The organism is Nostoc sp. FACHB-152 (assembly GCF_014697475.1).
Classification (GTDB): domain Bacteria; phylum Cyanobacteriota; class Cyanobacteriia; order Cyanobacteriales; family Nostocaceae; genus Nostoc_B.
This window is the reverse complement of sequence record NZ_JACJRV010000002.1, coordinates 122,316-143,566: the sequence shown is the minus strand read 5'-3', so window position 1 is coordinate 143,566 and position 21,251 is coordinate 122,316. Positions and strand designations below refer to the sequence as shown.

At 40.4% G+C, this 21,251-nt stretch carries 13 protein-coding genes; 8 read left to right on the top strand and 5 right to left on the bottom strand.

Features of this window, described 5'->3' with window-relative positions:
- Positions 1-139 precede the first annotated feature (139 nt).
- Positions 140-1,186: a c-type cytochrome biogenesis protein CcsB gene (ccsB, locus tag H6G76_RS02735; protein WP_190695065.1), complete on the top strand. Its 1,047-nt coding sequence runs from the start codon at positions 140-142 to the stop codon at positions 1,184-1,186.
- 68 nt (positions 1,187-1,254) lie between these two features.
- Entirely contained in the window at positions 1,255-2,253 is a 999-nt protein-coding gene (gene tilS / locus H6G76_RS02730) for a tRNA lysidine(34) synthetase TilS (RefSeq protein ID WP_190695063.1), read from the top strand.
- A 28-nt stretch (positions 2,254-2,281) separates the two neighbouring features.
- Here tilS and hmpF read toward each other — a convergent pair whose 3' ends face one another.
- Positions 2,282-4,039 (bottom strand): pilus motility taxis protein HmpF, encoded by a 1,758-nt coding sequence (gene hmpF / locus H6G76_RS02725; RefSeq protein ID WP_190695061.1) that lies wholly within the window; start codon positions 4,037-4,039, stop codon positions 2,282-2,284.
- Between the two features lie 372 nt (positions 4,040-4,411).
- Here hmpF and H6G76_RS02720 point away from each other — a divergent pair, with 372 nt between their 5' ends.
- From H6G76_RS02720 to H6G76_RS02700, 5 genes are all read left to right on the top strand, one after another.
- A complete protein-coding gene (locus tag H6G76_RS02720; RefSeq protein WP_190695059.1) occupies positions 4,412-5,617 on the top strand; it encodes a response regulator in 1,206 nt (401 codons plus the stop codon).
- Positions 5,618-5,798: 181 nt separating this feature from the next.
- On the top strand, positions 5,799-6,164 hold the full coding sequence (locus tag H6G76_RS02715; protein WP_190695057.1) for a response regulator transcription factor: 366 nt from the start codon (positions 5,799-5,801) through the stop codon (positions 6,162-6,164).
- 13 nt (positions 6,165-6,177) lie between these two features.
- Positions 6,178-6,708 (top strand): chemotaxis protein CheW, encoded by a 531-nt coding sequence (locus tag H6G76_RS02710; RefSeq protein ID WP_190695055.1) that lies wholly within the window; start codon positions 6,178-6,180, stop codon positions 6,706-6,708.
- Positions 6,709-6,724: 16 nt separating this feature from the next.
- Complete coding sequence (locus H6G76_RS02705) at positions 6,725-9,589, top strand: methyl-accepting chemotaxis protein (RefSeq protein ID WP_190695053.1); 2,865 nt, start codon at positions 6,725-6,727, stop codon at positions 9,587-9,589.
- A 116-nt stretch (positions 9,590-9,705) separates the two neighbouring features.
- Positions 9,706-14,985, top strand: a complete 5,280-nt coding sequence (locus tag H6G76_RS02700; protein WP_190695052.1) for a response regulator — start codon at positions 9,706-9,708, stop codon at positions 14,983-14,985.
- Positions 14,986-15,054: 69 nt separating this feature from the next.
- On the opposite strand, the gene H6G76_RS02695 is transcribed toward H6G76_RS02700, so the two are convergent.
- The 3 genes from H6G76_RS02695 to H6G76_RS02685 all read right to left on the bottom strand — a co-directional run bounded on the left by H6G76_RS02695 (position 15,055) and on the right by H6G76_RS02685 (position 18,130).
- The gene (locus H6G76_RS02695; RefSeq protein ID WP_190695050.1) at positions 15,055-16,290 is read right to left on the bottom strand and encodes a DUF445 family protein; all 1,236 of its coding nucleotides are present in this window, start codon (positions 16,288-16,290) and stop codon (positions 15,055-15,057) included.
- 117 nt (positions 16,291-16,407) lie between these two features.
- A complete protein-coding gene (ubiE, locus tag H6G76_RS02690) occupies positions 16,408-17,100 on the bottom strand; it encodes a bifunctional demethylmenaquinone methyltransferase/2-methoxy-6-polyprenyl-1,4-benzoquinol methylase UbiE (RefSeq protein WP_190695048.1) in 693 nt (230 codons plus the stop codon).
- A gap of 85 nt (positions 17,101-17,185) precedes the next feature.
- Complete coding sequence (locus H6G76_RS02685) at positions 17,186-18,130, bottom strand: response regulator (RefSeq protein WP_190695046.1); 945 nt, start codon at positions 18,128-18,130, stop codon at positions 17,186-17,188.
- Between the two features lie 242 nt (positions 18,131-18,372).
- Between H6G76_RS02685 and H6G76_RS02680 the strand changes: the two genes are divergently transcribed.
- On the top strand, positions 18,373-19,458 hold the full coding sequence (locus tag H6G76_RS02680; RefSeq protein ID WP_190695044.1) for a RuBisCO accumulation factor 1: 1,086 nt from the start codon (positions 18,373-18,375) through the stop codon (positions 19,456-19,458).
- 40 nt (positions 19,459-19,498) lie between these two features.
- On the opposite strand, the gene H6G76_RS02675 is transcribed toward H6G76_RS02680, so the two are convergent.
- Entirely contained in the window at positions 19,499-21,178 is a 1,680-nt protein-coding gene (locus tag H6G76_RS02675; RefSeq protein WP_190695042.1) for a phospholipid carrier-dependent glycosyltransferase, read from the bottom strand.
- Positions 21,179-21,251 lie beyond the last annotated feature (73 nt).

Here is a 21,251-nt window from a genome sequence, read left to right as displayed (position 1 = left end):
GAAAACACCTGTTTTTCTCTATGTTAGTGTGTTTACTTTTATATAGCCTTGATTTATCTATCTATCGTGAGCATATAAATAGGTAGGATCAAAACAGTCAAAATTAAAATTTTCAGAAATCGACTGGGGAGAACACTTTATGAATCTGGTTGTACTCCAGAACTGGCTAGACAATGCCGCATTTGCTGTACTATTCCTCACCATGTTGGTGTATTGGGTAGGAGCAGCTTTTCCAACTCTGCCAGCAATAGCCGCCTTGGGAACAGCCGGAATGGCGATCGCTAATCTTTGCATTGCTACCCTGCTCGGTGCAAGATGGATAGAAGCAGGTTATTTTCCCCTGAGCAACTTGTACGAATCTTTGTTTTTCTTAGCTTGGGGAATCACGACAGTCCATTTAATTGCCGAAAATGGTAGTCGTAGCCGCTTGGTGGGAGTTTTTACTACCCCCGTAGCAATGGGAATCACAGCCTTTGCTGCCTTGACGTTACCATCAGATATGCAAGCAGCAGAACCCTTAGTACCTGCGTTGAAATCTAACTGGCTGATGATGCACGTCAGCGTTATGATGTTGAGCTACGCTGCTTTAATGGTAGGTTCAGTGTTAGCGATCGCTTTTTTGGTTGTTACTCGCGGTCAAAATATTCAACTACAAGGTAGTTCTGTCGGAACTGGTGGCTACCGCTTACACAAAGCAGGTCAACTGATTACTCAGCCAACAACACCGCCTGTAGATAATAACGGTTTTGCGCGTCGTTTTGAAACTAACACTAACAACGGTAACGGTAGCACTGCCGTTTTGAATTTAGTGACTAATCCGCAATCAGAAAGCGCGGTAGTTGCTGAACCGCTTTCTCCTCAACGCTTGGGACTTGCCGAAACTCTGGATAACATTAGCTATCGCATCATTGGGTTAGGATTTCCGCTGCTAACAATTGGAATTATTGCCGGTGCAGTTTGGGCAAACGAAGCTTGGGGTTCTTACTGGAGTTGGGATCCCAAAGAAACCTGGGCATTAATTACTTGGTTAGTTTTTGCAGCTTACCTCCACGCTAGAATTACTCGCGGTTGGCAAGGTCGTCGCCCCGCAATTTTAGCTGCAAGTGGCTTCGTTGTCGTTTGGATTTGTTATCTCGGTGTGAATCTTTTAGGTAAAGGTTTACATTCTTACGGTTGGTTTTTTTAATAGCTTTACCCCTCTTTGCCCATAAAGAGGGGTGAAATTGATTGGTAATTTTTAACTACAAATTATTAATGGTATGGACTCCCCTACATGCAAAAATTCATCGAACTATCAAATCGCGTTATTTATTTAAACAAAATGAACGGCTATTAGTTGCTGTTTCTGGTGGGCAGGATTCTCTCTGCTTAATTAAATTACTATTAGATTTACAACCAAAATGGGGATGGCATTTAAGTATTGCTCACTGCGATCATCGCTGGCGTGAGGATTCGCAAGCTAATGCTCATCATGTAGAAAAGTTAGCTAAAAATTGGGGTTTAAATTTTTATTTAGAAACTGCCCATAAACCTGTAAATAGTGAAGCGACGGCGCGTGATTGGCGGTATCAAGCTTTAAGCGTGGTCGCCCAACAATACAATTATCAATACATAATTACTGGACACACGGCAAGCGATCGCGCCGAAACCCTAATTTATAATTTAATGCGTGGCACTGGTGCAGACGGTTTGCAAGCCTTAACTTGGCAACGTCCTTTATCTGAAGATATTACGCTAGTGCGTCCACTTTTAGAAATTACTCGTCAAGAAACAGGGCAATTTTGTCAAGATTTTCAATTACCTGTTTGGGAAGATTCTACCAATCAAAATGTTAAGTATGCCCGTAATCGTATCCGTCAAGAATTAATTCCCTATTTGCAAGCAAACTTTAACCCCAAAATAGAATCAGCTTTAGCTCAAACAGCAGAATTACTGCAAGCAGATGTAGATTATTTAGAACAAGCCACTCAGCAATTGCGAGAAGAAGCGGTTATAGGGAGTGGGGAGTTGGGAGTTGGAAGTGGGGAGCAAAATTTTCTAACACTAAATCGTCGGGTATTACAGAAAGCACCAAAAGCTTTACAACGTCGAGTTATGCGACAGGTATTGCGAGAAATTTTACCGGAAGCACCTAATTTTGAACATATTGAAAAATTAACGGCTTTAATCATAGCACCTAATCGCTCACAAACCGATCCCTTTCCTGGTGGTGCGATCGCTCAAGTACAAGGTGATTGGATTGTCATATTGTAGAGACGTTGCACTGCAACGTCTCTAATTCTCAAGACGCTAATAATTCTGGCTGACATAACAAACTTTGGAGAGTTTGACGCATCTCGGTAATAATTTGTAGTTGATAATCACCAGTTTCTTGCACGTGAGCCAAAGAATCACTAATTCCTTGTAGTTTGTGCCGCAAACTGTCCAAAGAATCCTGAATTGGCTGTAATGTATTTTGATATAAATTGACTCGGCTCCAGCATTCAGCAGCAGCTACTCTTAAAGACTCTAAATTAGCTTCTAAAGTTTTAACTTCTTGTTGTTTTTGTTCTAAATCATGAGTTTGGTTATCAATCATTCCTTGATCTAGGTCAATTGCAGAGCGCATTTGCTCAATTTGCTGTTCGATTTTTTGTAGCTCTTGCGATTGTTGTTGTCTTTGGCTATTGATTTGAGACAAAATCGGAGCAAAGTCAAGGTGGTTAACTTCTTCTCTAGCAGCAACGGGTTGTCCTTGTCGCTGGAGCAATATATTTTGGTGCTGCTGAATAATTTTTTGATGCTGCAACAAACTACGGCGTTGACCTTCTAAAGTCTTGTTGAGCATTTGATAATGGTCTTTTTCATCTGCCAGTTCAATTTCCAAATTGCTATGCTCCTGGCCAGAAGCTTGGCTAAGTTTGCGTTGTAATTCTTCTATATCTGCCTGCTTATATTGCAGTTCTTGTTCCTGCTCGTGGACGAAGGTAGAATCAATTTCTAATTTTTTTATTAATTCCTGAACTGTTTTTTGCAGTTCATCTAAAGGCATTTTTTCTAATGCTTCTATATCAATTTTATAATTAGAGTTATCGCTAGAAATGGCAGATAAAGAGTTAATTTTATGAGATAAATCTTCTTGATATTGCAACTGTTCTTTGATTAGTTGAGCATATTCTTGCTTACTACTAATCGTTGCAGTATTTACTTTTAATTGAGCCGTTTGCTGTTCTAAAGAATTACGTAGTTGTTGCAATTCGTTTTGGCGATCGCTTAAAGTTTGGGCAAGATGCTCAACTTCTTCTTGCTGTTGTGCTGCTAAGGTTTTTTGCTGCTCCAGTTGTTCCCAGTGAGGGTTTAAAGCTGCTTGTTGCTGTTCGACTAATTCAAAAGCTTGATGCAGATGTTCTCTGACTGTTTCCGTTGGTGCAACACGGCTAGATAAGCGATTTAATAAATCACTCATCACCCGACTTTGTTCTTCATCTAAAACATTACCTTGTTGCAACTGGGCTTGTCGTTCTTCTAAGCGTCGCTGTTCGCCGCGCAGATGCTCCCACGCGCCTTCTAACTCTTGACGGTTACGCTCAATTTCAGCTTTTAATTTTTCAACTTCTTCTCTAGATGAGTCAATTTCCTGTTTTTGCTCTTCTAGACGTTGACAATCATCTTCCAGTTGTTGCAACTGTTCTAAGCGCACCTCCATTTCCATTTCCCGGCGATTCATTTCTTGCGCCTGGAATGTTAGTGACTGCTTCCACTGATCTATTTCATCTTCCTTTAATTTAAATTTTTCTAGCTGACGAGAAAAATTTTGCAATATATTCACTAATGGCCGCCCTGCTTCTTGAATCCTCTGTACTTGACGATTAGGATTCATTTCTACTAGCACTAGTGCGCCATCATTTAATTTACTTGCTTCCTCTGCGGTGATCACATCTTCCGACACAGTACTCCAATTCTGGTCGGTTCGCTGACAAGCTAGCAGTTTCAATTCGGTTTTAGAACCACCACTAAGTAAGCCGCCTTTCTGCTTTTGTACTTCTGCTAAATACAGCACACCGTTCGTCCTTTTGCGTACTTAATGCCCGTGTTTTGAGATATACCTCAGATAATTCTGTTAGCTTGTCTTATTTCACTTTAGTGTAGGAAAACAAGACAGACAAAACTATTTATAGAAGCGATTTGCTCCCGCCTTATATTTTGTACTGTAACAGTGATGATGACTTCCGTGTTATCACTATCTTTACTCAAGCTCTATTACGAAAATTTACGGTTTGTGACTAGATGTATCTCCTGATAGACATTAGTTGTAATAGAAATAATATCGCTAAGACACGGAGCTAATAAGTTACTGTACCTATGGTCAATTTATCAGAAATTAAAGGGCAAACTTAAGCCAGGAATAAAACAAGGAGTAACGTTGAGCTAAATGCAAGGAAATTTAAATGAAATTGATATTCGCAGTATATTGCAGTTGATTGAGTTAGGGCAGCGAACTGGACAACTTTTAGTCGAAGCAGGTTTTGATACACAAGAGAATCTGGCACAAGATGAGTCTGTAAAAAATCACCATAGCAGAAAACAATTTTGGTTTGTCTTTTTCCTTAATGGTCAAATTATTTATTGCCAAGCAGGCGATAGTAATTTATCGCGGATTGACGATTACTTACGTCATTACCGAGTCGAGACTCAATCTAATAATCAAAAGCAGAATATTTACTTAGCAACACAAAATGTGCCTGAGTATGGCTATCTCTGGACACTTTTAGAGCGAAATATTATCAGCCCTAAGATAGCTCATAGTATTATTAATCGCTTAGTGCAAGAAACTTTATTTGACTTGCTGAGTTTACACCAAGGTAATTTTATTTTTCGTCAAGGAGCCGCCCTAGCACCACAATTAATTAGTTTTGAGATTGCGCCTTTAATGGCGAAAATTACACAGCAAGTCCAAGGATGGAAGCGATTATATCCGCAGATTCAGTCGCCTGAACAATTACCGATATTAGCTGACACAGTAGAATTAAACTCGTCACTGTCAGAAACAACGTTTAAGAAGCTACAGCATTGGGCAGATGGCAAAACTACCCTACGCCAAATGGCACGTTATCTCAACCGAGACTTGTTGACAGTTGCTAAGGCTATCTCTCCTTACGTGCAGCAAGGTTGGTTGCAACTAGTAGACTCAGCTACAAATAGTTTGCGGACATTAACACCAGAGTCAGGAGGAGAAGAAAACTATTACCCACGAATAGTTTGTATTGACGATTCAACAACGATATGTGAGGCTGTAGAGTCAATTTTAAAGTTACACGGTTATGAAGCGATCGCCCTAACTAAACCCCTAGAAGCTCTGGGTTTAATGTTTCAACTGCGACCAGATTTAATTTTGTGCGATATCGCCATGCCCGAATTAGACGGTTACGAAATTTGTAATATGTTGCGGCATTCCACGGCATTTCGCTTGGTGCCAATTATTATGCTCACTGGTAAAGACGGGTTTATCGACCGCGTTAGAGCAAGAATGGTCGGGGCTACAGATTATTTAACCAAACCGTTTGATGATTCTGAATTAGTCATGCTGGTTGAAAAATATGTTAATTACAAGTCTTTTATGGGAACACCAAAGAAATAGAAGACTTGTGGAATCGATAAACATGGGGTAAAAAATGTTATCACAGAATCAACCAACCCCAGTGCCAAATTATTATCTAGGAAATAGAAAAATAATAGCATAATTTTATACATAACTTATTACGGAGATTCAGGGAATGTTCCAAAAAGGAACGTCTACATCAGGAGGTAGATGAGCATTTATGAGTACAGTTCTGATTGTGGAAGACAGTATCGCGCAGAGGGAAATGATTATTGACCTCCTGAAAGCCACTGGTTTAACAGTCATCTATGCCAGTGACGGATTAGAAGCCTTGGAGGCCATTCAAAGCTCTCATCCAGATTTAGTGGTCTTAGATATTGTCATGCCGCGAATGAATGGCTACGAATTGTGCCGTCGGTTAAAATCTGATCCCAAAACCCAAAATGTTCCCGTAGTGATGTGTTCTTCTAAAGGTGAAGAATTTGACCGCTACTGGGGGATGAAACAGGGTGCAGATGCTTATATAGCCAAACCATTTCAACCAACTGAATTGGTAGGAACAGTCAAACAATTGCTGCGAGGATAAGGATGAATACAACATGGGCAAGTTACCGGACTTTTTGAGTGGAAATGGTCAAGACCACTTTCGTCCTGAATTACAAGTAGAAAGTCCTGAAGGTGAGTTACATTTACGGTTTTACATTCCCTCGCATCAGGAGTTTGCACTACCAGCCACTGGTATTCGTGAAGTCATGGAATTAAGTCCTGATCGAATCACGCCAATACCTAATGCTTCGCCTTTACTTTTGGGTACTCTAAATTTACGAGGTCGAGTAATTTGGGTGGCTGATTTGGGTCAATTTCTTGGCGAAGTAACTGCGTTAAATACTGATAGAGCAGAAATTTCAGTGATTGCGATTGAGGAGCAAGAAACAATAGTTGGTTTGGCAGTGGACGAAGTTGGAGGCATGGATTGGCTGGATGTCCAGAATTTAATGCCACCAACAAATCTACCAGATACAATGGCTCCCTTTTTGCGTGGCGAGTGGTTAATAGGTGCTAAAAAAAACCAGTGTCTTCGACTGCTCGATCAAACGGCAATTGTGCGGAGTGCGAGGTGGGCAGGATGATATTGGAGGGGAGTAAATGGCAGCTAGTATAGAAGATTACCTGGAAACATATCAGCAGGCTTGTACAGCCTACGCTGAACAAGACTATGAATTTGCCGCTACCTTAGTTGATCAGGTAGTGCAGAATGTACCAGATGACCCCAACTGCCATTTATTGAGGGGTCACATCTACTATGTTTTGCAGCAGTATGATGTCGCCAAAGCAGAATATCAGAAAGTTTTGCAGTTGACTGATGAACCAGACATTATTAGCTTTGCTAAAAATGGGCTGGAGAATATCAATCAATATCTACAGCCGTTAGAGGCTCAGGTAAACCCTGGAGAGCTTGATGAACCAATAAATTTTGCAGATATTGATGCTGCCGAATTAGATACATCAGATTTACAAGATTTAGGAACGTTTGCTAACCTAGATAGCCACAACACTGAGCTAAACAGTTTTGAAGAATCTCAACAATCTTTAAATCCGTTTGATATTCCCACAGATAGTATTGTCATTAAGAAAACGGCTGAGGAATCATCTATTATTGATGATCCCTTTGCATTAAGCCAATTTTCAGATAGTCAGGAACTTAATGCTAACTCAGAGGCACAAATAACATTAGATTTACCAGCTTTCTGGCAAGAAGAGATACCATCGCTAGATTTAGACGAGTCCGAAATTTCTACTAACTCCTTTGACAGTGACATAGATAAAAGTTACGAAAGCTCACCTTTTGCTAGTAATAGTGTTGATTCTCCGTTTGCGCCAGTTGATTTATCAACAACTAATAGTTTAGATACCTCATCTGAATTTATCGGAAAAAAATATCCAGAGCCAGGTATGGCAGATTTGGGATTGAAAGTGGGTACTCTGGATGAAAGTTTACCGGAATCCTCCAAGGATATCCCCAATGTGACAGCACCAAACAATGAATTAAAAAGCAATCAAGAAAATTTATTTACAACTACATCCAGTAATTGGTTAGACCAAGTAGAACTTAGTGGGAATTCTTCAACAACTAACTCATCTGCTACTGATGATTTCTCTTGGCAAAGTCCACTAAAGGCTGGTACTACCTTCGATACCAACTCCTTTGATGGGGATGATAATTTTGACTTTGAAGCATTTGAATCAGCCTTTGGCTCAGATGACGATAATAAAGGTAGTAACAACAGTTCTAAAAGCAATATCGAGTTTTTAGACGATTTTGATGAATTTGATGATCTGGGCAACATTCCTGGGTTTGAATTAGCAGATGCAGAAGCTAGCTTTGGGGATGTGATGTTGTCCGGGCCATTAGAAACTGCTGGTAGTCCCCACAATAAATTTACAGAACCGACAACCAATAATTCCGCAAGCGATCGCGATGAGGAATTGTTCACCATTACAGGTTCTCAAGAAGCAGTCCCGATATTTACGCAAACTGATGTCTCAAAACTAGAAGCGGTTGCTAGTGTTGAGCAAGGTTGGTTAGCACCCTTAGAAAATGCTTCCTTAGATAAAAAGCCTTTATTAGTTGCTGGTACTGTAGGTATATTCTCGGCGTTAGTTGTAGCTATTGTTAGCTTTGGTGCTACTTCCTTTTCGCCAGCATCACAGCGAGAATCCATCCGCAATACAGGTTGGGCAATGTCCCTGGCTGCCGGACTGTCTGGATTTGCAACTGCCGCTTTTATGGGCAATCTCACTATCAAGCAAATTCGTCGGACGACTAAGGATCTGCAAAATCAGTTTGATGCCGTCCGTCAAGGCAATCTCAATGTTCAAGCAACAGTATATTCCGAGGATGAATTAGGACTCTTGGCTACCGGCTTTAACGAAATGGCACGGGTGATTTTCACAACTACCAATGAAGCCCAACGCAAAGCCGATGAACAAGAAGAAGCCAAAGAAAACTTGCAACGTCAAGTAATTCGTTTACTAGACGACGTAGAAGGAGCAGCCAGAGGTGATTTAACAGTGCAAGCTGAGGTGACAGCCGACGTACTAGGAGCCGTTGCCGATGCTTTTAACCTGACAATTCAAAACCTGCGCGATATTGTCCAACAGGTAAAAGTTGCAGCCAGGGAAGTAACCAAAGGTGCGACAAATTCTGAAACCTTTGCGAGAGCTTTATCTAGTGACGCTTTGCGACAAGCAGAAGAGTTGGCAGTCACCTTAAATTCTGTGCAGGTAATGACCGACTCCATTCAACGGGTAGCAGAAGCAGCGCGGGAAGCTGAAACCGTTGCCCGTGATGCTAGTAGCATCGCTCTCAAAGGTGGGGAAGCGGTAGAGAACACCGTCGCCGGGATTTTAGAAATTCGAGAAACTGTAGCAGAAACTACCCGTAAGGTGAAGCGACTAGCAGAATCTTCTCAAGAAATTTCTAAGATTGTGGCCTTAATTTCGCAAATTGCCTCCCGTACCAACTTACTCGCTCTCAACGCCAGTATTGAGGCAGCACGGGCAGGCGAAGCCGGAAGAGGATTTGCGATCGTAGCTGATGAAGTCCGCCAGTTAGCAGATAAATCCGCTAAATCCTTAAAAGAAATTGAGCAGATTGTGATGCAAATCCAAAGTGAAACTAGCTCAGTAATGAACGCAATGGAAGAAGGCACACAACAGGTAATTAAAGGCACAAAACTGGCTGAAGAAGCCAAGCGATCGCTGGAAAATATTATTCAAGTAGCGAATCGGATTGATATTCTTGTGCGTTCAATTACCAGTGATACGGTAGAACAGACCGAAACTTCCCGTGCTGTCGCCCAAGTTATGCAATCAGTAGAACTCACAGCCCAAGAAACCTCCCAGGAAGCACAGCGAGTTTCTGGCGCACTCCAAAACCTAGTGGGTGTATCCCGTGACTTAATTGCTTCCGTTGAGCGTTTCCGTGTAGATACCCTCGAATCAAAGTAATTAGTCATTAGTCCATAGTCAATAGTCCATAGTTCAACTTATTGACTGATGACTGATGCTATTGATTATTGACCTTGACCATTGACTCTTGACCATTGACTCTTGACTAAAAAATTATGCTGCCGGAACAACAACAGCGGATTTTGGGTTACTTTATCGAAGAAGCGCGAGACCACCTGAACACTATTGAACAGGGGTTATTGAATCTTCAAAGTACCTTGAACGACCCGGAAATGCTCAACGAAGTCTTCCGGGCAGCCCACTCCATTAAAGGAGGAGCGGCAATGCTGGGTCTGAGTAGCATCCAGCACACGGCTCATCGTCTGGAAGATTGCTTTAAAATCCTCAAAGAGCATCCAATTCGAGTTGATGAAAAATTAGAGTCTCTATTTTTGGGCGTAGCTGATACCCTCAAAGCTTTGTTAGAACATTTGAGCGGGCCTTTTGGTCTATCGGAAGAAGCCGCCAACACTCTAATGTCGGAAGCTGAACCAGTCTTCACATGGCTGAATGATCATTTAGAACTGCTAGTACAAAAAGGTAATAGTGGCCCAGACCATGATGAAAAGACAGTACTACAAACACCGACAATTGAGAGTGTTAATTCGCTGACAGAAATTTTCTGGCGAAGGGATACTTCAACAGAACAAGAAAAGACTCAACAACCAGCCACATCGCCTTTATCTACGTCATCCCCAGCCGTAACCGCACCAGATAATTGGAGTGATTTTCAAAATCATGTTCTACAAGCTCTGCGGGAAATGTTGCTACTCTTTAAACAACAAGCAACATCCGAATCACGGCAAAATCTTCAACAGTGTTGTCGTCAATTAGAGAAGTTAGGGCAGAAATGGCATCTTCCTAATTGGTCTAATTTATGTCAATCAGCAGCTAATGCGATCGGCAATTATCAAAATACTTATCTTACTTTAGCCAAAATTGTTATTACAGAAATTAAACAAGCTCAGGAATTAGTTCTCCAAGGTAGAGAGGCTGAGATTGTTATTAGTCAGCAACTAGAAGCACTGCTGAGTTTACCCGAACTTGATTTATTTGACTTGACTCTGGGTTTATTTGACGATGAACCAGCTGCAACCAGCGAAACCCAGACTCATGAAGAAGTTTTGCCTGTTGAAACTGTACAACCAATAGACAGTGTTACAAGCCTGACAGAGATAACCCAACAGCTAAAACAAGAACCGAGTGCGATCGCCAGCGATAATATCGATAATCTGACTAAAGCACAGACTGGGAATTCTTTGTTTGGTGAAGACGATACGCCACTAACTGTTAATAGAATTCACCATCACGGGCCAGAGGTTGGATTAGCAGAGTTAAATACTTTAGCTGATTTATTTGAAGGCGAAACGCCAGAATTAGATGAAACTTGGCAACAAGAAGAAATTATTGATATTAATTCTGTTAATGAATTAGGAATAGATATTACAGATATTCCTGCGGAAGATAATGATAGTGACCTAGCCGATTTTCTAACTTTTGATGAAGAAATAAGCTTCGATGATCCATCTGCTACCTTCAGCACAACAGAAGATTTAGGATTATTATTTGATGATAATTTCTTAGAAAAAGAGAATACAGAACTCCAAACTGCTACAAACTCAGCAGAAAGCTTACAGGAATTGTCAGAGGTTGCTAGTCAACCCCAGCAATCTACTGCACAAACAAGTAGAGAGGAAGCAATAGATGACTTATTAAACCTGGCTCACAACGAAGTAGCTCAACCAAAAGTTGAGGTTCCAGTTAATAAAGTATCTGCTGCTCAACAAAGCATTTTAGATGAATTATTCTTAGAAACTTCAGATACAAATATATTAGAAGAAAAACCTAACGAATCTGTAGCAGAGCTTCAGTCAACATCATTTGAGTTAAACACTTTAGATGGACTGTTTGCTGAAACTGAAGAAAATGTCCTGATACCTACAGATAACTTAGAAATCAATGACTTATTTGATAGTCCTGTTGTTATAGAAACAGATTTTGCTCATTCTGATGAAGATTTGAGTAGCTTTTGGAATTCTACTGAGGAAGTAGAAACACAGTCAGAATTTGATGCAGTTATAGAAGAAGATGTCGCCAAAGCTTTAGAAGAAAGTTTATTCGCGGCTGCGGCTTCTGGGGAAATTTTTGGTAATGTTCAAGAATCTGGTTCTGGAATTACAGAAGATTATGGAGATGATTTTGAGCTAACTTTCCTCCAACCAGATATTGAATTTACTTCAGATATTCAAGATGATTTATTTGGGGAATTAATGACCCCAACCTTTGGCGATCGCAATTTGTCTTTGCCAGAGATGCCCAGTTTTAACCAACCTGAGGCTGTAGATTTCACTCCAGAATTCACCTCTTCAGAAGTCTTATCTGGGGATTCTCCGCAAACCTTCGGGGAGCTAGAACTAAATCTATTTGATTCTTTAGATACACAATCTGAGGAAAATCAACCTAGTTCTCTTGAGGAATTAGAATTGTCAGTTGATAAAACTAATATTCAACTAGACATTACAAATAATGCATCTTTGAATTTATTGCCAAATAGCAATTCTCAAGAATTATCTGAAACTAACATAGAAGCGATCGCATCTTTTAACGAAACTATAATTCAGGAAGATGTAGAATTAGGTTTATTAGATGAGTTATTCACTACAGAAACTAGTGAATCAGATGCAGACTTAGATAAGTTAATTGCAGAAACAGAAATAATCGAGTTTTCGCAGTTGCCAGTCCTTGAAGATGATGCAGCACCTTTATTTGCTGAACTATTAAATATAGAAAATAGTCATAGTTCTGAAATCAAAGAACAAACATCTACAGACAATTTTGATTTATTTTTAACAGAATTTACTCCATCAGCCGATGCCAGCTTAGAAGAACTAATGGCAGATCAGGTGGCGGAGGAAGAGGGATTAAAACTAGAGATTTATGAAAATATTAATGAAACTATTGCAATTGATGTATTAAGAGAAACAGCAGATTCATCAGAACTATTATTAGAAACTAGCGAAATATCATTAGATGTACCAATCACTGAGGTGGAAAACATTAATGTTGACATCCCAGAATTAGAGGCAATCTCTCCAACAGAGTTAACAAAAACACCAGAAACACAGGACAATCATGATGAATTTGCTGATCTAGAAGCATTGCTAGGTGAGACACAACCACCAAGCGATGCTGGTGCGATCGCCGCCGAAGATTTTGCTGCTTTGGAAGCATTATTAGGTGAAGACAATCAGCCAACTCCAGCAATTCACAACAGTTATATCCAAGACGTTCCGCCAGCTGCGCTGAATCATCCTGCAAACAGTACTATTTCATCACCAGAATTAGAAGATGAATTTAGTGATTTGGAAAAACTGTTAGCAGAAGCAGATAAAACTATATCTCACGCCTCGCCAGTCAAACCAAACACCAGTACAGTGAATCGTTCTACGGGTCGGCGCAGTGCCAGATTTGAAGAAACGATGAAAGTGCCAGTTAAGCAACTGGACGATATGAGCAACTTAGTTGGGGAATTGGTTGTCAATCGTAATACCTTAGAGCAGGATCATGAACGGCTGCGACAGTCACTTGATAACTTATTAATTCAAGTGCAACAGCTTTCGGATGTGGGAGCAAGAATGCAGGAGTTATATGAGCGATCGCTTTTAGAAGCTTCTTTGCTAGCAACTCGCCACAAAAAACCCAACCACCAGCCAACTTCAGAACATGATACAGACAGGGGTTTTAGTGAGCTAGAAATGGATCGGTTCACCCCATTCCATACGCTGTCTCAGGAAATGATTGAACTGATTGTTCGGGTGCGAGAGTCGGCGAGTGACATTGACTTTGTGACCGAAGAAACTGAGCGAGTCGCAAGGCAATTCCGTCAGGTAACAACCCAACTGCAAGAAGGATTAACACGCGCTCGCATGGTGCCGTTTTCTCAGGCGATTGACCGCTTGCGGCGTGGTGTTAGGGATAACGCTATCAAGTGCGGTAAACAAGTGGAGTTGGTCATTGAAGGTGGTGATACCTTAATCGACAAGATGATTTTGGATCATCTCACCGATCCGCTCACTCATATGCTAAATAATGCGATCGCTCATGGTATCGAAACACCAGAAGAACGTCAAACATCAGGAAAACCACCTGTAGGAGAAATTACAATCCGTGCCTTCCATCAGGGGAACCAAACAGTAATTTCTGTGGGTGATGACGGTGCAGGTATTGAGCCAGAACGTGTTAAAGCGAAGGCTGTGAAAGTTGGGATGATTACTAAAGAGCAGGCAAGAACTATCTCCCGAATGGAAGTGTATGACCTGTTGTTCCAGCCTGGTTTTAGTATGAAAGATCAGGCTGATGAAATCTCCGGTCGTGGCGTGGGGATGGATGTTGTGCGTTCCGAAATTAGCGAAATTCGCGGAACTGTCAATACAGATTCGGCTATTGGTAAGGGAACGACATTCACAATTCGCTTACCACTAACTTTAAGTATTTGTAAAGCTCTCTGCTGTGTCTCCGATAAAGCGCGGATAGCCTTCCCGATGGATGGTGTGGAAGATACTTTAGATATACCAGCCAAGAATATTCAGCATAATGCTGATGGGCAATCGTTTATTTCTTGGCGCGATACAGTATTGCCATTCCGACCACTGAAAGACCTGTTATCTTTTAATCGCCAGTTGAGTCGCGGTAATGTTTACGGTGGTACTCGTGATGATGATACTGTTTCTGTAGTTGTGGTGCGATCGGGCAATACCTTAATTGCTTTACAAATTGACTTAGTACTCAGCGAACAAGAAATTGTAATCAAGCAATTTGAAGGGCCAGCACCGAAACCAATTGGTGTCGCAGGTGCTACCGTCCTGGGCGATGGTCGAATTATGCCCATTGCTGACGTGTTAGAAATTATCGACATCTTCCAAGGGCGGATGTCTAAATACACTGGTGGTTCTACTTGGCAGCAAAAAGCTCCACCTGCTGTTATCGAAGCTCAGGCTGAGAAAATTGATCCAACTGTGCTGATTGTTGATGACTCAATTACAGTTCGAGAATTACTATCTCTGACATTTAACAAAGCAGGTTATCGGGTTGAACAAGCCCGTGATGGACAAGAAGCTTGGGATAAACTTCGCTCTGGATTACCTTGTGATATTGTATTCTGCGATATTGAAATGCCCCGTTGCGACGGTCTGGAGTTACTCTCACGCATCCAAAAAGATTCCAGTCTCAACCACCTACCAATCGCAATGCTCACCTCACGCGGTGCTGACAAACACAGACAAATGGCAATTCAACTAGGCGCAAGCGGTTACTTTACTAAACCTTATCTGGAAGAGGCTTTACTTGAAGCCGCAGTTAGAATGCTCAAGGGCGAGAAACTGGTTAGCAGTAGCTAGGTAAGTAAGTACAAATAATATAGAGACGTAGCATTGCTACGTCTCTACTTAACTATTAATTAAAATAACCTACTGCTGGCTGAATATGAAAAAGCCTGTTTGGAATAACCCAATAATAAAACCTAAAACGCCTCCTAAAGTCACGATCGCCTGTAATTCATTTTTGACAATTCCTTCAATTGCGTCTTCTAAATCAGCCGGAGAAGTTGATTTTACTCTGTCAATAATTACTTGGTCTATTGACAAAATGGGAATTACTTGAGCAACAATAGCTTCTAAATCTTTTTCTAAATAACGTTCTAAAATCAAAGCTAATTCTTGGCTGACAACTTCCAAAGAGGAATTAACAACAGGCGAAGCACTCAGACGATTTAATAGCAGCGTGGCAATATTATCCCAATTAACAGAATCAGTTAAGCCTTGTAACAAATCACTACCACTGGTTTGAATATAATGACGAACTGTTTCGCGTGTCGTTTTGCGTAGCTGACGCACTGTACCAATAGGTAAGTTTTGCAATGATAAATTTTGCAGGATTTTTTTCAAGCGATCGCGCAGTTGCAAATCTTGAGTTAATTCTTGCAAACGCGCATTTGTCGCTTCTTTTTCATCCAAACAAAAAGTTCTTAATCTGGTCAAAGTATTGCGTAAACCAAACAGATTCGCTACTACCCAATAAGTTCCACTGGTTTTTTCTCGAAAGCTTTCATCGATAATTTGAATCGTGCGATCTGTTAAAAAATCAATAATCGCTTGACGCAATACATCTGGTGGTACAACGGTCTGTAATAACCAGTCAGCGAGACGCGTCGCTTGTTCGTCACTCAGTTGTAATTCCAGCAGTACTTGGTCAAATATCTGATTGATTTGCGCCTCTAAAAAATCTTCTCTTCGTGCTAAAACCTTCAGCAACCGTGGCAACGATTCTCCTAATAAGTCACGTAAAATCCCTGCCACAATTTTGGTGCTTTTTTGGTTTTTTTCTGGTTTAATTTGTTCAATTGCTAGGCGTAATAACCATAAAATCGCTCCTTGCACTCGTTCTGTTTGCAACAAGCGCCGCGCCAGTTTTTGTAATTCTTCTGGCGTAAGCAGCGACCCCATAATTGTGTTGGAAATGTTTTTAGCTAGACGTTCCTGGTTGCGGGGGATCAAACCAGGCGTAAAGGGTACTCTTCGTCCACCAATGTATATGGCTCGGTAAGGACGAAATAACATTTTGATGGCTATATCATTTGTGAAATAGCCAATTACTCCGCCTAGAATCGGAGGAGACACATAAAGCCAAAGATGAGACCAATCCACGAGATTTTGGACTTGCCAATTTTGAGTTTGGAAAATTTAGAATCAGGTGTTAATTTCTGGATAATTAAGCTTCTGCTTTGTTACCAGCAGAGCCAATCTAGAATTTAACTCGAAAATCTAAAATTTACTGAGTACCAGCACTCCCATCATACCGTTCGCAATGGGGTAGTGTGTAACTGATGCAAAACCAGCTTGGATAGCTAATGCTTTCTGTTCATCTCCTGTCGGAAAACGATCCAAGCTGGGACTGATATAGGCATACTCTTCTTTTAAGCCCATACTTTCAGCCATTGGTACAACTATAGAGTTTAAGTACCACTGTTGAAAAGCGCGGAATTGCTGATTATTAGGTCGATGAAAGTCTAAAATCGCTGCCTTTGCACCTGGTTTTAAAACTCGGTGAATCTCTCTCAGGCTGCCAGGAATATCTTTAACATTTCTTAAACCATAGCCCATTGTTGCAGCATCGAATTGATTATCCTCAAAGGGCAAATTGAGAACATCTGCTTCTATCCAAGATATAGGAGGCTGGGGATATTGTTGTTGAGAGCGTTCTTTAGCAGTTGCTAGTAAGTTGGATGAAAAATCCACACCATACACTTGTCCTGTTGTACCTACACGTCGTGCCAAACGCAAGGCTAAATCGCCGCTCCCACAACATAAATCAATACAAGTATCTCCAGGTTCAACATCACACCACTTGATAGCCATTTCTTTCCAGATGTGGTGTTGTCCCAGACTCAACCAATTATTTAGCTGGTCATATACTGGAGCAATACTGTTAAAAATGGCACGAACATCTTGATTCATTGGTTAATAGTCAATAGTCAGTGGTCAAGAGTTAACATAACCTCGCTATGGACTATGGACTATGGACTCTTGACTAAACTTGTGCTTAATGGCAACGACTACTATTAAGTGCGATCGCTACCAGTTGCCCTGATAAATTAATCAGGTTCAGTTCATCCTCACGCAGGGAGCAAGGCTGCTTCCATTGGAGTGACAACACTCCTAAGATACCATTCCGGTAGGTAATTGGAATAATTAAATGTGCTTGTACGCCCGAATCTTGATAGTGTGCCAAAGCTGCCAGTTTAGGATCTTTACCTACATTTAAGGCTACTTGCATTTTTCCGGTAGCGATCGCTTCATTTGCCAAGCTGTCTTTTTCTAGCCAATTTACCAAAGTACCAACCTGGCTATGGCTACCTTGAGTTGCAACTAGTTGGTTTCCTTCAACTAACTGCAAAATGCAGCCATCAGCAGCAAAACTATCACTAAAAGCTGTAGCTATCGGCTCCAGAATAGATTCTAAGCTATCTGCGGCTTGAGTAACTTGCACTAAAACCGACAGCAAAGCCATTTGAGCATTAGCACGACGCAATTCTTCTGTACGCTGCTTTAGCAAGTCATAGGTTTCGGCGGCTCTTTGAACTACAGCCTTAAGTTCACCTGGATCCCAAGGCTTTGTAATGTATTTGTAGACTTGTCCAGCATTAATTGCTTCTACTAAGTCCTCAATATCAGTGAAACCAGTTAGTATTATCCTGACTGTATCTGGAAACTGAGGCACAGTTTTGCTGAGAAACTCAGTGCCTTTCATTTCTGGCATTCGTTGATCAGAGATAATGACTGCTACTTCACCTTCAGCTGCCAAAACTTCTAGGGCATTGATCCCACTCTCAGCTTTTAAAACTTGAAAGTCGCGGCGAAAAGTACGATAAAGTAAATCAAGATTATCTGGCTCATCGTCAACTACCAATATCTTCAGTTTTTTTGCTCTTTCTAAGGTAGCCACTGAACGACGACTTGTATTTATTTCCTGTATGGGATTATCCATGAGATAATTCCTGTAAATATTCACTATATTGTTATATTCCAAACTAAGCTTAGTTGATATCGAGTTACTAAGCCTTGGGTAAAGCTACTGATATAGTTCCAAGCATAACTTGTGTGTATTATTCATAACTTATAATTTGGTTTGGCGGTAGAGTGTAAAGGTATTCGGCTGTTAAAGATTAAAATAAGATTTGCCGATCAAATATCAGTACTATTCTCAATTGTTATTTGTCACTTTAGCTTATGACTGATTTACCACCCAACACACAAAATCCTCAACCTCTCGCAAATGATGAGACACAAGAGTTACTTCGCAAGCTGAGGCAAAAGCAAGGTAATTGGGTGGAGTGGGGATGGGCGATCGCTACTCTGCAAAAATCTGGTTATAATCCCCAAGAAATTTTTGAAGCCACGGGATTTGAGCCGATTCAACAAAATCAGGTAGTGGTTGGCGCGCAAGTTTACAATTCTATAGAAAAAGTTGGGATATCAGAAGCAGCGCGATCGCACTACAGTACAAGAGGTAGTGATGTATTGTATGAATTACGCTTGCTGACTCAAGAAGAACGGGCGGCGGCGGCAGAACTAAGTTTTATTCACAAACTTGATATAGATGGCGCAAGAGATATAGCTAAAGCGATCAAAGATTACTTTTGGTTACGTACATTACCAGAGGGATTTTCGGCTCATGTAGGGGATGCAGTTGCTTACCAAGCATGGAAATTAGCACGACAAAATTCAGATTTGGCAGAACGCTCTCGTTTAATTGCTAAAGGATTGCGTTTTGCTCATACCGATTCAGCCAGGAAGCAATTAGAACAACTGCTAGTTGATTTTTCCGTGGTTCCTAAACGTCCGGCTCCCCTGCTGCCTTTCTACCGCCTTGATTCCGAAGAAGAATTACCTCGGATTGTCCCGGTTGTGGGTAAATTTCCTTTGACAGCACAAGACTTGCAAGCTGTACCTATGATTACAGCCATAGAACCATTTCAGATGGTTAAGTTTGCTGGCGAACAAGCTTGGGTACCAGTACCTGGTTGGCAAGTGTTGTTAAATGCACAAGATCCGGTAGTGATGTTAGCAAACAGCGATCGCCTTCCTAATCAAACAAAAACTAGCAAAGAAGAAGTGCTGATAGTTGTAGATCGCGCACAAAGACAATGGGATGCTAATAGCTATTTTGTTGTTGATCATGCTGGAGATTTAGATATTCAATGGCTAGAAACTGAACCAGATATCTCCATTCTGGGAAAAGTTATTGTAATTGTGCGTCCCAAGAGAATTTTGGATGAAGAAGTCATCAAAGAACCCTGGCTGATTGACGAATAGTTAATTTTTTAAAAGTGACGTGGATAGTCGGCTGCTGAAATTATGTTTTGTTACAGCGATAAAGTTGATAGGGAATCCCTAGACGATAGTGCTGTTTAGGATCTATATTGCAAAGAATTTTTTCAGCTAGTGTAATCTGTGGTTGATAATCGCGTCTTCTCATACCAGGGCCGACTATCCATAAATTCAACTGAGGAGTAGCGGGAATAGCTAATTGTGAAAGCTTATTCCAGAATACCGGTAAATTAGATTGATTTTTGATAAAAGCAAAATTATCTAATTTTCTCATTGATGTATTTACATTTCTTAGCGGTTCTAATGCTAAAGCGAAACTTAATCCTAATGCCACATCTTGATAATTACCATAGCCAGTAATTAGCATTAGTGGAGTAGCTGGCTCTAAATTCATATTTTGAGCAACTCTATCTGGTTGAAATGGTTTTTGAAAGGCTAAGTTAGATACAACAAAGGTACAGCTAATAATACTAATAATTACAATTTTTGAGATTAATTTATTATTGTTAAAATTTGACTTTGGCTTGGCATTAATACTAGCTGCTAAAAGCGCGCACATACTTGGATAGTAAACAAAATTATATCTAGGAACAACAGTAATATCTTTGCCAAATAGATAGGTAATAATAAAAAATTCTAAAATTACAAATATACTAAAACATAAAAGTGTCTTGGTAGATAAATGAGTTGTATTGTGTTTCCACAGAAGACTCAAGCCTTGAAATATTTTTAGCCCTAACCAAATAAAAAAGATTACCATTAGTAATCCATTAATGATCATAATTGTTAGCGGCTGGTTTTCTACAGGCAGTGCAATTATCATCAACACCCAGTTAATTATAGTTTGATAAATGGGTGAAATGAAAGTAGGCGTAGGCAACCAGTTTGTTTCTGTACGCTGAACATGATTGAAAATTGCTAGCAACCAAGGAATAAAGCTAATAACAACGCTAGTAAGGGAAATAAAAAGGAAAATAAATATTTTTTTTGTTAAAGCAAAGTCTATTTTTTGATGATAAATTATAGTAATTAAAGTAAGAACTTCTGCGATAAATGCTAAACTAAAAAAGTAGTGAATATAAATACCAATACTATTAATAATAGTCCACAATAGCCAAAGCCAGAATCTCAGACGCGATCGCTCAAAGATATCCCGTTGAATTTGCATCAGTCCTAACAACGATAAAGTGATCAGGAACATCGGCGCAGTATAATGTCTTGCCTCTTGGGATAGGTAAACGGCAAAGGGCGAAGTAGCCATAATCAAGGCTGCTGTAATTCCAGCAGCCTTGGAAAAGGCAATGCGATTTACCAAATAAATTGCAGGGATTATAGCTACACCTAATAAGGCAGGTAGCGATCGCATTTTTGCTACCCATTCTGTGCCTAAAGGACTCATCCAACTTAGCCATTTATACATGGCGCAGAAGAATAACGGTGGATGAGTAGACTGAGTATTGAGAGTCATGGCAATTTGTGAACAGCTTACCCCAGCTTGAAAGGTGAAAAGTTCCTGGACTCGTTCTAAAGGAAAGACCACATCCAAAGGCAAATCTTGATAATTTTTACCTAAACTAAAGATAGAAGTAATTACTTCATCCATCCATAAAGGTTTTAAATCTAAATGCCAAAAGCGCAAAATAGCACCTAGTGCGATCGCCCCAGTTAAACTTAGATAATGTAGATAAAGTCTGTTATTGGTCATTATTGAGTTATGAAAGTTGTTCACCATAAATACACATAAACAAAAATGCCTATTTGTATCTATTGCTTAAAAA